The organism is Pseudomonas sp. QTF5 (assembly GCF_000512695.2).
In the GTDB taxonomy this organism is placed as follows: Bacteria; Pseudomonadota; Gammaproteobacteria; order Pseudomonadales; family Pseudomonadaceae; genus Aquipseudomonas.
Genome location: NZ_AZRW02000011.1, coordinates 132,341 through 144,456, shown reverse-complemented (window position 1 = coordinate 144,456; position 12,116 = coordinate 132,341). Strand labels below are relative to the sequence as shown.

General features: G+C 58.3%; 13 protein-coding genes. 9 read left to right on the top strand and 4 right to left on the bottom strand.

Features of this window, described 5'->3' with window-relative positions:
- The first annotated feature begins 2 nt into the window (after positions 1–2).
- Positions 3–488, top strand: coding sequence for a DUF523 domain-containing protein (locus IC37_RS11855; protein WP_030130115.1), 486 nt, complete (start codon positions 3–5; stop codon positions 486–488).
- A 139-nt stretch (positions 489–627) separates the two neighbouring features.
- Here IC37_RS11855 and IC37_RS11845 read toward each other — a convergent pair whose 3' ends face one another.
- The gene (locus tag IC37_RS11845) at positions 628–1,212 is read right to left on the bottom strand and encodes a transporter substrate-binding domain-containing protein (protein ID WP_030130116.1); all 585 of its coding nucleotides are present in this window, start codon (positions 1,210–1,212) and stop codon (positions 628–630) included.
- Positions 1,213–1,347: 135 nt separating this feature from the next.
- Here IC37_RS11845 and IC37_RS11840 point away from each other — a divergent pair, with 135 nt between their 5' ends.
- The gene (locus tag IC37_RS11840; protein ID WP_030130117.1) at positions 1,348–1,773 is read left to right on the top strand and encodes a DUF4399 domain-containing protein; all 426 of its coding nucleotides are present in this window, start codon (positions 1,348–1,350) and stop codon (positions 1,771–1,773) included.
- 63 nt (positions 1,774–1,836) lie between these two features.
- Here the strand turns inward: IC37_RS11840 and serA are convergent, their stop codons facing one another.
- Positions 1,837–3,066, bottom strand: a complete 1,230-nt coding sequence (gene serA / locus IC37_RS11835) for a phosphoglycerate dehydrogenase (RefSeq protein WP_030130118.1) — start codon at positions 3,064–3,066, stop codon at positions 1,837–1,839.
- Between the two features lie 205 nt (positions 3,067–3,271).
- Between serA and IC37_RS11825 the strand changes: the two genes are divergently transcribed.
- The 4 genes from IC37_RS11825 to IC37_RS11810 all read left to right on the top strand — a co-directional run bounded on the left by IC37_RS11825 (position 3,272) and on the right by IC37_RS11810 (position 7,576).
- On the top strand, positions 3,272–4,666 hold the full coding sequence (locus tag IC37_RS11825) for an FAD-binding oxidoreductase (protein ID WP_030130119.1): 1,395 nt from the start codon (positions 3,272–3,274) through the stop codon (positions 4,664–4,666).
- Positions 4,667–4,703: 37 nt separating this feature from the next.
- Positions 4,704–5,369, top strand: a complete 666-nt coding sequence (locus IC37_RS11820; RefSeq protein WP_030130120.1) for a fumarylacetoacetate hydrolase family protein — start codon at positions 4,704–4,706, stop codon at positions 5,367–5,369.
- 283 nt (positions 5,370–5,652) lie between these two features.
- Entirely contained in the window at positions 5,653–6,582 is a 930-nt protein-coding gene (locus IC37_RS11815) for an SdiA-regulated domain-containing protein (protein ID WP_030130121.1), read from the top strand.
- A gap of 76 nt (positions 6,583–6,658) precedes the next feature.
- Positions 6,659–7,576: an SdiA-regulated domain-containing protein gene (locus IC37_RS11810; RefSeq protein ID WP_030130122.1), complete on the top strand. Its 918-nt coding sequence runs from the start codon at positions 6,659–6,661 to the stop codon at positions 7,574–7,576.
- Positions 7,577–7,700: 124 nt separating this feature from the next.
- Here IC37_RS11810 and rpiA read toward each other — a convergent pair whose 3' ends face one another.
- Complete coding sequence (gene rpiA / locus IC37_RS11805) at positions 7,701–8,375, bottom strand: ribose-5-phosphate isomerase RpiA (protein ID WP_030130123.1); 675 nt, start codon at positions 8,373–8,375, stop codon at positions 7,701–7,703.
- A gap of 347 nt (positions 8,376–8,722) precedes the next feature.
- On the opposite strand from rpiA, the gene ilvA reads away from it, so the two are divergent.
- Positions 8,723–10,237 (top strand): threonine ammonia-lyase, biosynthetic, encoded by a 1,515-nt coding sequence (gene ilvA, locus IC37_RS11800; protein WP_030130124.1) that lies wholly within the window; start codon positions 8,723–8,725, stop codon positions 10,235–10,237.
- Between the two features lie 39 nt (positions 10,238–10,276).
- Positions 10,277–10,702, top strand: coding sequence for a DUF2269 domain-containing protein (locus IC37_RS11795; RefSeq protein WP_030130125.1), 426 nt, complete (start codon positions 10,277–10,279; stop codon positions 10,700–10,702).
- Positions 10,703–10,821: 119 nt separating this feature from the next.
- On the opposite strand, the gene IC37_RS11790 is transcribed toward IC37_RS11795, so the two are convergent.
- On the bottom strand, positions 10,822–11,478 hold the full coding sequence (locus IC37_RS11790; RefSeq protein WP_030130126.1) for an HAD family phosphatase: 657 nt from the start codon (positions 11,476–11,478) through the stop codon (positions 10,822–10,824).
- Positions 11,479–11,621: 143 nt separating this feature from the next.
- Here IC37_RS11790 and IC37_RS11785 point away from each other — a divergent pair, with 143 nt between their 5' ends.
- The gene (locus IC37_RS11785; protein ID WP_007897732.1) at positions 11,622–12,101 is read left to right on the top strand and encodes an RNA pyrophosphohydrolase; all 480 of its coding nucleotides are present in this window, start codon (positions 11,622–11,624) and stop codon (positions 12,099–12,101) included.
- The last annotated feature ends 15 nt before the right edge of the window (positions 12,102–12,116 follow it).

The following is a 12,116-nucleotide window of genomic DNA, read 5'->3' as shown; positions in this document are numbered from 1 at the left end:
TCATGCAAAAAATTCTGGTAAGCCGCTGTTTGCTCGGTCACCGCGTTCGTTACGACGGCGGGGCGAGCGGGCCATTCAATCTGTTGGAACAGTGGATTGCCGAAGGCCGGGTGGTGCCGTTGTGCCCGGAAGTCGCCGGTGGTTTGCCGACGCCAAGGGCGGCGGCGGAGATTCCGGGCGGGCAGGGCGATGAAGTGCTTGATGGTCTTGTATCGGTCATCACCACCGAGGGCGAGGACGTCAGTGCCGAGTTTCTTTCGGGGGCTTATCAGGCGCTGGAACTGGTGCAACAGCACGGCATCCGCATAGCCGTGCTCAAGGCCAACAGTCCGTCTTGCGGGAATCTGTTGACCTATGACGGGACGTTCAGTGGCGTGAAGGTCAGCGGTGAAGGGGTTACCGCTGCATTGCTCAAGCGCAATGGCGTTCAGGTTTTCAGCGAGTTGGAGTTGCCACAAGCGGCGATAGCCCTGGCAACCCTGAACTGACGACCTGTCCAAAACCCATGTGGGAGCGGGCTTGCTCGCGAAGAGGGAGTGTCAATCGACATCAATGTTGCCTGACACACTGCATTCGCGAGCAAGTCGGATCGCCGCACCGCCGCTCCCACATTAAATCTTCATTGTCTTATTGTTTCGGCGCCACATTCGCATCCGCCCCGAACCACTTCTGTGACAACGCTTCCAGCCGACCATCCGCCTTGATCCGCTGCAGCGCGTTTTCCAGGCTGGCATGAAATGCCGGGTTACCCTTCTGAAACGGAATCGCCAGGCTCACGGTCTGGCTGGCTTTCGGCTTTTCCTCTGTGAGTGACTGCACCAGTAGTATTGAGCGCGGTTCTTCTTTCTGCGCGATCAATTGCGCATTGGTTTGAATGTAAGGTTGGCTGAAGTCGAAACGCTCCGTGAGCGCCGGACTCTCTGTAATGTGGTTGATGGCGATGTCGTATTTGCCACTTTCGACGCCGGTCAGCAAATCACTGGAATCGGTGACGACAAAGTCGGCGCGCACATCCAGCTCAGCGGCCAGCAACTGCCCCAGCTCGACCTCGAACCCGGTCAGTTTGTCGTCCTCCTTGAAATTGAAGGGCGGTGTATTAGCCTCAAGGGCAATGCGCAATTCGCCGCGGTCGTTTACATCGTCAATCAGTTCGGCATGAGCCAAAGGGCTCAAAAGGGGTAGCAGGCAAATCAGGCCAGGCAAAAATCGCATGGTCACTCCTTTGAATTCATTTATCGCGACGCGCTGTTCAGGCTCGCTTTGCTATGGTTGTCGTGTGCCTTCGACAACGAATGGCCGTGAAGTTGTCACGGTCGAGCGAATTTTACGGAAAAACTGGAGAAGAGAATGAAAAGCTTTATGTCACGTGCAGCGTTGGCTGGTGTGCTGATGGGTGTTTCGGTGTTGGCCAGTGCTGCCACGCCGGCTCCGAAAGGTGCCGAAGCGTCCATTGTCTCTCCTGAGGACGGCGCCACGGTTCCCCAGACCTTCACCGTCAAATTCGCTGTGAAGAACATCGCGCTGGCGCCTGCCGGTGATGTCACCAAAAACACGGGGCATCATCACCTGCTGATCGATGTCGACAAGCTCCCCGCCGAAGGTGCGCCGATCCCGACGGATGCCAATCACATGCACTTCGGTAAAGCGCAGACCCAGGCCGAAATCAAACTGGCACCAGGCAAGCACACCTTGCAGCTCGAACTGGGCGACAGTGGTCACATGCCGTTCGATCCGCCAATCGTTTCGAAGAAAATCACCGTGACTGTGAAGTAACTTTTTCACCGGCATGAAAAAGGGAGCTCCAAGGAGCTCCCTTTTTTGTCGCTCAAGTCGCGATCAGAACAACACGCGGCTACGGATAGTGCCGTTGATGAGCTGCAGCTTCTCTTGCGCCAGGTCCGAGTATTCGGCGTCTACGTCGATCACCACGTAGCCGACTTTCTCGTTGGTCTGCAGGAACTGACCGGAAATGTTGATGCCGTTTTCGGCGAAGACCTTGTTGATCTCGCTCATCACACCCGGAATGTTCTCGTGGATGTGCAGCAGACGGTGCTTGCCAGGGTGAGCCGGCAGAGCCACTTCCGGGAAGTTCACGGACGACACCGACGTACCGTTGTCGCTGTACTTGACCAGTTTTTCCGCCACTTCCAGACCGATGTTGGCCTGCGCTTCAGCGGTGGAACCACCGATGTGCGGGGTCAGGATCACGTTGTCCAGGCCACGTAGCGGGCTTTCGAACTCTTCTTCGTTGGAGCGCGGCTCCACCGGGAACACGTCGATGGCCGCGCCGATCAGGTGCTTGTCCTTGATCGCGTCCGCCAGGGCGTCCAGCTCGACCACGGTGCCGCGAGCAGCGTTGATCAGAATGCCGCCCTTCTTGATGGCGCGGATTTCCTTCTCGCCGATCATCCACTGGGTGGCAGCGGTTTCCGGAACGTGCAGGGTGACGATGTCGGACATGCCCAGCAGCTCGTGCAGGTTACCGACCTGGGTAGCGTTGCCCAGTGGCAGCTTGGTCACGGTGTCGTAGAAGTACACCTGCATCCCTAAGCCTTCCGCCAGGACCGACAATTGAGTACCGATCGAGCCGTAACCGACGATACCCAGCTTTTTGCCACGGATTTCGAAGGAGTTGGCTGCGCTCTTGATCCAGCCGCCACGGTGGCAGGAAGCGTTCTTCTCAGGGATGCCGCGCAGCAACAGGATCGCCTCGGCCAGCACCAGCTCGGCGACGGAGCGGGTGTTGGAGTACGGCGCATTGAATACCGCGATGCCGCGTTCACGAGCCGCGCCGAGGTCGACCTGGTTGGTGCCGATGCAGAAACAGCCGACAGCCACCAGTTTCTTCGCGTGATCGAAGATCTCTTCGGTCAGTTGAGTGCGGGAGCGAATGCCGATGAAGTGAGCATCAGCGATCTTTTCCTTCAGCTGGGCTTCCGGCAGAGAACCTGTGAGGTACTCGATGCTGGTGTAGCCCGCCGCCTTGAGGACGTCGACAGCCGATTGGTGGACGCCTTCGAGAAGAAGGAACTTGATCTTGCTCTTATCGAGAGAAGTCTTGCTCATCTGCGTAAACCTGTATCCCGGAGAAAATTGGCAGGGAAGTAGCCAGCAGACGCTGACCCGAGCGGCATGACAGCCGTCGCCGCAGAACAGCCGTTGGGCACTATCCTGCGGGGTCGGTATGCTAGCATATGCGCCCTGCTAAACACTCGTTCCTGCGACGTGAAGCGTCTTCAGGATGACCATGAATTGTTCGAGAGTTCTGTCGATGACCACTCCTGCCTTGATTGATGAGCTGAAGACCTTGGTTGAGCCTGGCAAGGTGCTGACCGATGCCGACTCCCTGAATGCTTACGGCAAGGATTGGACCAAGCATTTCGCCCCGGCCCCGACAGCCATTGTTTTCCCCAAGACCACCGAGCAGGTCCAGGCCATTGTCCGTTGGGCCAACGAACACAAGGTTGCGCTGGTGCCGTCCGGCGGTCGTACCGGGCTTTCCGCTGCGGCCGTGGCAGCCAATGGCGAAGTGGTCGTGTCCTTCGACTACATGAATCAGATCCTCGACGTGAACCTGACTGACCGCACGGCCGTTTGTCAGCCGGGCGTGGTCACCGAACAATTGCAGAACAAGGCCGAAGAGCACGGTCTGTACTACCCGGTGGACTTCGCCTCGGCAGGTTCCAGTCAGATTGGTGGCAATATCGGCACCAATGCCGGCGGAATCAAGGTCATTCGCTATGGCATGACCCGCAACTGGGTGGCCGGCATGAAAGTCGTCACGGGCAAGGGCGATCTGCTGGAATTGAATAAAGACTTGATCAAGAACGCCACTGGCTACGACCTGCGCCAGCTGTTTATCGGCGCCGAAGGCACGCTGGGCTTTGTGGTCGAAGCCACCATGCGTCTGGATCGTGCGCCGAAAAACCTCACAGCGATGGTCCTCGGCACTGCCGATTTTGATTCGATCATGCCGGTGTTGCACGCGTTCCAGAGCAAACTTGATCTGACCGCATTCGAGTTCTTCTCCGATAAAGCCCTGGCCAAGGTCATGGCGCGCGGCGATGTGCCGGCACCGTTCGAATCCGATTGCCCGTTCTACGCACTGCTGGAATTCGAAGCGACCACCATCGATGTGGCCAATCACGCCCTGGAAACCTTCGAGCACTGCGTCGAGCAGGGCTGGGTGCTGGATGGCGTGATGAGCCAGAGCGAAAGCCAGTTGCAGAACCTCTGGAAGCTGCGCGAGTACATCTCCGAAACCATTTCCCACTGGACGCCATACAAAAACGACATTTCGGTCACTGTGTCGAAAGTCCCGGCGTTCCTGAAGGAAATCGACGCGATCGTCGGCGAACACTACCCCGATTTCGAAATCGTCTGGTTCGGCCACATCGGCGACGGCAACCTGCACTTGAACATCCTCAAGCCGGATAACCTGAGCAAGGACGAGTTCTTCGCCAAGTGCGCGACCGTCAACAAGTGGGTGTTCGAAACCGTCGAGAAGTACAACGGTTCGATTTCCGCCGAACATGGCGTGGGCATGACCAAGCGTGACTACTTGACCTACAGTCGCTCGCCGGTTGAGATCGAGTACATGAAAGCCGTCAAAGCGGTGTTCGACCCGAACGGCATCATGAACCCGGGCAAGATTTTCGCTGTTTGATTCTTCGAACTTTAAGAGCACGAAGCAGGAGTCGGTAATGAGCTATCAGCACCAGTATGTCGACGGTACGCGTATTCATTTCCCGTTGGGGAAAGTGGTGTGCATCGGCCGTAACTACGCCGAACATGCCAAGGAGCTGGACAATCCGGTGCCCACCGAGCCGCTGCTATTCATCAAGCCGGGCAGTTGCGTGGTGCCGCTGGAAGGCGGTTTCAGCATTCCGACCGAACGTGGCTCGGTGCATTACGAAGCGGAAATCGCCGTGTTGATTGGCAAGCCGTTGTCGACCAAACCGAGCCGTGAAGAAGTGTTGGATGCTATCTCCGGCATCGCCCCGGCTCTGGACCTGACCCTGCGCGACAAACAGGCCGAGCTGAAAGCCAAGGGGCTGCCGTGGGAAATCGCCAAATCCTTCGACGGTGCGGCAGTGATTGCGCCGTTCGTGGCTGGCAGTACCTTCGCCGACCTGACCGACATCGGCATCCGCCTGAGCATCAATGGCGAAGTCCGCCAGGATGGCAACAGCAAGGACATGCTCAATCCGATCGTGCCGATGATCCAGTACATGGCCGGCTGCTTCTCGTTGCAGGCCGGTGACGTGATCCTCACCGGCACGCCGGTGGGTGTTGGCCCCCTGAATGTCGGCGACGAACTGGTGCTCGAACTGCCGGGCGCCAGTCGCTTCACCAGCAGCGTACGCTGACCCAACGCAAAACCCTGTGGGAGCGGCGGTGCGACGATTCGACTTGCTCGCGAAGAGGCCGTCAAATCCAACATCAATGTTGGATGACAGACCGCATTCGCGAGCAAGCCCGCTCCCACTTTGGTTTGTGATCCTTCCTGCAAATCGCATCTGCCCGCACAGGGCAATCCCGCCATTTCCCGTTTTTTTCACATTTTGTCTGGATAATTCCGGGGCTTCTGGCGTCTGAGCCAGTCTCAATGTGCTATTACCCATAGCCTGAATTTCTGGAACGCATCCCCGCATGACCACCCAACCGCTGCCCAAGCTGAAAACTGCCCGACGCTCGCGCTTTGTCATGCGTTGGTATTCCTGGTTTTTACTGGTGGCGGCCGCCGTGTATGGCCTCGTGTTTGCGATGCACTGGGATGATCGCGGCGTGCTCTGGGTAATGGAGCGGTTCGAAAGCCCGGCCGAACGTCAGGAGAGTGTCTGGCTGCCGGATTACCGGACGGTGATCGACGCCAAGCTGCTGCCAGGCATGGAGGAGGATGAAGCGTCGGACCTGTCTTATGACCCGCAGACCAAAACCCTGTTTGCGGTAATGGGCAAGAATCCGTTCCTGGTCGAGCTGACGTTGCAGGGCGATGTGTTGCGGAAAATGCCGCTGGTGGGTTGGGGCAACCCGGAAGGGGTGACGGTCATGGGCAACGGTTTGCTGGCGATTACCGATGAGCGCAAACACTTGCTTTCCATCGTCAAGGTCGATGCCGATACTCGCGAACTGAATATCACCAGTTTCCCGAAATATGACCTTGGGCCGTCGAAAAATCAGAATAAAGCCTTTGAGGCGATCGTTTGGGATGCGCGCAACCAGCAACTGCTGCTGGGTGAAGAGCGTCCACCGGCGCTGTTCAGCTGGAAAAGCGACGGCAGCCAGACCCTCAAGGGCGACAAGCAAAAGCTGGCCAGCGACGAACTGGATATCCGCAATCTGTCGGCCCTGGCCATTGATCCGCGCACCGGTCATACGCTGGTGTTGTCCGCCGATTCTCACCTGTTGCTGGAACTGGATGAGAAGGGCGAACAGGTCAGTTTCATGACCTTGCTCGGCGGTTTCAATGGTCTGAAAAAAACCATCCCCCGTGCCGAAGGCGTGACCATGGACGAAGCGGGAACGCTGTACATGGTGAGTGAGCCGAACCTGTTCTACCGCTTCGAAAAGCAAAAATAATAGCCCTACGCCATTAAGCTTGAATTCATACTGCCGTGGTATTTCATCCGCCCGTTTTGTTTCCGAGCTTGCCTGAATGCGCCGATTTGCCCGTCCAAAATCCCTGATGCTGATCCTGTCGGTAATCGTGCTGATCGTGCTGGTTGTCATCGGTCAGCACCTGCGTCTGTTCGAGCGCGCCTGGTTCAATGTGCAGGCGTTATGGCAACCGATGAATGCCCAGTCCATCGGCCTGGATCAGTATCAGGTAGCGATCGAGGCGCGAGTCATTGACGGTCTGGACGATGATGTTTCGGCGCTGACCTACGATCCCGTGCGCAAAAGCCTGTTCACCGTCACCAACAAAAATGCCGAACTGATCGAGTTGTCCCTGGAAGGCAAAATCCTGCGGCGTGTGGCGCTGGTCGGGTTTGGCGACGCGGAGGCGGTGGAGTTCATCAGTGCTGACACTTACGTGATCACCGACGAGCGCCAGCAACGGCTGATCAAGGTTCATCTGGAGAAGGACACGACGTTCCTCGATGCCGCGGACGCTGAGCAGATGACCCTCGGTGTGCACATGAGGGGCAATAAGGGGTTTGAAGGGTTGGCCTATGACTCAGTGGGCAAACGCTTGTTTGTCGCCAAGGAGCGCGACCCGATGCTGATTTACGAAGTGCAGGGGTTTCCGCATTACAACCCGGAAAAATCCTACGCGGTGCATGTGGTGAACAACCCCAAGCGTGATGCCGGGATGTTCGTGCGAGACCTGTCGAGCCTGCAGTACGACGAGCGCAGCGGCCATTTGCTGGCGCTGTCCGATGAGTCGCGACTGATCCTGGAGCTGGATGTCGACGGACGGCCGCTGACCACCCTGTCACTGAGCAAGGGCCGTCAGGGATTGCAGAAGACTGTGCCGCAGGCGGAAGGCATCGCCATGGACGATGACGGCACCCTGTACCTCGTCAGCGAGCCGAACCTTTTCTACGTCTTCAAAAAACCGGCACAACCCTGACAAACACTACAAAACAAATGTGGGAGCGGGCTTGCTCGCGAAAGCGCTCTGTCAGCCGACATCTCTATTGGCTGACACGGCCTCTTCGCGAGCAAGCCCGCTCCCACACTGTTTAGTGTTTGCCTTATTGGGCGCGCAGGGTTTTCACACCTCCGCTCGTGCCCAGCAGCAGCAAATCAGCCGGGCGAGCTGCGAACAAACCGTTGGTGACCACGCCGACGATGGCATTGATCTGTGTTTCCAGTTCCACCGGGTTGGTGATCTGCATGTTGAACACATCGAGGATGATGTTGCCGTTGTCGGTCAGCACGCCTTCACGGTAAACCGGGTCGCCGCCGAGTTTCACCAGTTCGCGGGCCACATGGCTGCGGGCCATCGGGATCACTTCCACCGGCAGCGGGAACGCACCGAGGACCGGCACCAGTTTGCTGGCGTCGGCAATGCAGATGAAGGTCTTGGCCACAGCCGCAACAATCTTCTCGCGGGTCAGGGCCGCGCCACCGCCCTTGATCAGGTTCAGGTGTTCGTCGCTTTCATCGGCGCCGTCGACGTAGAACTCCAGATTGCTCACGGTATTGAGCTCATACACCGGAATGCCATGGCTCTTGAGGCGGGCGGCGGTGGCTTCGGAACTGGCGACCGCGCCATCGAACGCGCCTTTGTGCTTGGCCAGGGCATCGATGAAACAGTTGGCGGTGGAGCCGGTGCCGACCCCGACGATGCTCTTGTCGTCGAGTTTTGGAAGGATGAAGTCGACGGCGGCCTGGGCTACGGCCTGTTTGAGTTGATCCTGGGTCATGCGGGCTCCGAAGTGCCGAAAGGGGAACGAAAGGCCGGCATTATAGGCCTCGCGATGGGGAAGGTCATTGCCGGTATGTCGAATGGTGGCGAGGGGGCTTGCCTGTGGCGAGGGAGCTTGCTCCCGCTCGGCTGCGCAGCAGTCGTAAAACCTGCTGATGCAGTGTGTCTGAAAGAACGGGGTGTCGGTTTTGGGAACGCTTCGCGCTCCAACGGGAGCAAGCTCCCTCGCCACAATGAGTCTCTTGCGCTCGCGAGCGGTTAAAACCACCTGTTTAGTGTGGTCGCCCGCCCAAAAGCCGGGTTAGACTCCTTGACCCTGCCCAACCCGCTCAGTGATGCTTTCCGATGCTCGAACAGTACGTCAAAAAGATCCTCACCTCGCGCGTTTATGACGTTGCCGTAGAAACCCCATTGCAGACTGCCCGCCAGCTCTCCGAGCGGCTGGGCAACGATATCTGGCTCAAGCGTGAAGACTTGCAGCCGGTGTTCTCGTTCAAGATTCGCGGCGCCTATAACAAGTTGACGCAATTGAGCGATGAAGAGCGCGCTCGCGGCGTCGTCACCGCGTCGGCGGGCAATCATGCGCAAGGCTTGGCCCTGGCGGCCAAGGTACTGGGCGTGAAAGCGACCATCGTGATGCCCAAGACTACCCCGGAGATCAAGGTCGAAGGTGTGCGCTCGCGCGGCGGCAAAGTGGTGCTGCACGGGGATTCGTTCCCGGAAGCCCTGGCCTACTCGCTGAAACTGGTCGATGAGAAAGGCTACGTCTACATTCACCCTTACGACGACCCCCACACCATTGCCGGGCAGGGCACGGTGGCGATGGAGATTCTGCGCCAGCATCCGGGGCGTCTGGATGCGATCTTCGTTCCTGTGGGCGGTGGCGGCCTGATCGCCGGAATTGCGGCGTACGTGAAATACCTGCGCCCGGACATCAAAATCATCGGCGTCGAACCGGATGACTCCAACTGCCTGCAAGCCGCCATGGCGGCCGGCGAGCGCGTGGTGCTGCCGACCGTGGGTCTCTTCGCCGATGGCGTCGCGGTGGCGCAGATCGGCCAGCATACCTTCGATATCTGCAAAGATTACGTAGACGAAGTCATCACCGTCAGCACCGACGAGATCTGTGCCGCAATAAAGGATATCTACGACGATACCCGCTCGATCACTGAGCCTGCTGGTGCCTTGGGCGTGGCCGGGATCAAGAAATATGTCGAGCAACGCGGTGTCACGGGGCATACCTTCGTGGCCATCGACTCCGGCGCCAACGTCAACTTCGACCGCCTGCGCCATGTGGCCGAGCGCGCTGAACTGGGCGAGGGCCGCGAAGCCATCATCGCCGTGACCATCCCCGAGAAACCGGGCAGCTTCAAGGCGTTCTGCGAAGCCATCGGCAAGCGCCAGATCACCGAATTCAACTACCGCTACAGCACCGGCAGTGAAGCGCACATTTTTGTCGGCGTGCAGACGCATCCGGAAAACGACCCGCGCAGCGCGCTGCTCGCCAGTCTTACCGAGCAGGGTTTCCCGGTGCTCGACCTGACCGACAACGAACTGGCCAAGTTGCACATTCGCCATATGGTTGGCGGGCGTGCTGCCCACGTTGTCGATGAAGTGGTGCTGCGTTTCGAGTTCCCGGAGCGTCCGGGGGCGTTGTTCAACTTCCTCAACAAGCTCGGTGGGCGCTGGAACATTTCGATGTTTCACTACCGCAACCACGGCGCGGCGGATGGCCGGGTGGTCGCGGGCCTGCAAGTGCCGCACGACGAGCGTCATCTGGTACCGGCCGCGCTGGAAGAAATCGGTTACCCGTACTGGGACGAAAGCGACAATCCGGCCTATAAGCTGTTTCTCGGCTGAGCGGCTACGCTGACGAGCAAGCCATAAGGAAATCGAACAATGGAAACGTTAACCACCCTTAAAATCGCTCACATGGTGGCGACGGTAGTGCTGCTAATCAGCGCACTGGGACTGGCGATCTGGGTCTGGCGCATACGCCGCAGCGGTGATGCGACGGCTCACACTCGTACCTTGCAACGGCCGCAGGTGTTCATCTGGCTGTTGATGGGGCTGGCATTGCTGAGCATGCCGTTCACCGGCTGGTGGATGGTGCATCTGGTGGGCTGGCCGTTGGGGCAGACCTGGCTGTTGGCTTCCAGTGTGCTTTACGCCGTGGCGGCGTTGGGCTGGTTCTGGTTGGTGGTGCGGCTCAACAAGTTGCGCAAGGCGCCGACGGGGAACGGCAAATTCACCTTTGCGCTCGCACTGTTCAGCTTTGTTTGTTTCATCGCGATTGCGGGGTTGATGGGCGCGAAGCCGGTTTAAGGCTTCAGACCGAGTTGGCCCCTTCGCGAGCAAGCCCGCTCCCACATTGATCTCGGCTGTGCACAAATCCTGTGTCCACCGAAATCATTGTGGGAGCGGGCTTGCTCGCGAAGGCGATATCAGTCGCGCAACGACATCACCGGCCAGCCACGCTTCTCGGCCTCGGCGCGCAAATTCGGATCAGGATCGACCGCCACCGGATTCGCCACTTGCTCAAGAAGCGGCAAATCATTCATCGAGTCGCTATAAAAATAACTGTCTTCCAGTGAATACCCGGTCTCTTCCAGCCAACGAATCAACCGGGTCACCTTGCCTTCTCGGAAACATGGGACATCGGTGCTGCGCCCGCTGTAACGGCCGTCGATCATTTCGCATTCGGTGGCGATCAGGGTTTCAACGCCTAAACGTGCTGCAATGGGCCCGGTCACAAAGCGGTTGGTGGCAGTGATGATCACCAGTTTGTCGCCGGCTTCACGGTGTTTGGTCAGCAGTTCGATGGCCTTGGGCAGCACGATCGGTTCGATGCAGTCGCGCATATAGTCCAGGTGCCATTGATCCAGCGTGGCCATCTCGGTGCGGCCAAGAACTTCCAGGCAGAAGTTCAGGTACGCGTCGTTATCCAGCTTGCCGGCCAGGTAATCCTGATAGAACTCGTCGTTGCGTGCCTTGTAGGCGACGGCGTCGAGGAAACCGCGCTCGCACAGGTAATCGCCCCAGGCGTGGTCACTGTCACCGCCCAGTAGCGTGTTGTCCAAGTCGAATAAAGCCAGCCGCATTGCAGTTACTCGCTGAAAAGTCTGTAGAAAGGTCTCCAGAATACGGACTTTTCACAAGAGTGCACATAAGGTAGGTCGGCTCGTTGCTGCTTTCACAACCTTTGTGGAACAATGCGGTGATATGCGTTTGCGAGGTTGTTGCCGTGATCGACCCCGATGGTTTCCGCCCCAATGTCGGGATCATTCTGACGAATGATGCCGGCCAGGTGCTATGGGCTCGCCGTATCAATCAAGATGCCTGGCAGTTTCCACAGGGAGGGATCAACCCCCAGGAGACGCCGGAAGACGCCTTGTACCGCGAGTTGAACGAAGAAGTGGGCCTGGAGCGCGAAGATGTTGAAATTCTCGCCTGCACCCGGGGCTGGTTGCGTTATCGTTTGCCGCAACGTCTGGTCAGGACGCACAGCCAACCACTGTGCATTGGCCAGAAACAGAAATGGTTTCTCCTGCGCCTGATCTCCAACGAGCAGCGGGTGCGGATGGATTTGACCGGTAAACCGGAATTCGATGGCTGGCGCTGGGTCAGTTATTGGTATCCGTTGGGCCAGGTGGTGACATTCAAGCGCGAGGTGTATCGACGCGCTCTCAAAGAGCTTGCCCCGCGCCTTTTAGCGCGCGACTGACGACGGAGTTCGACC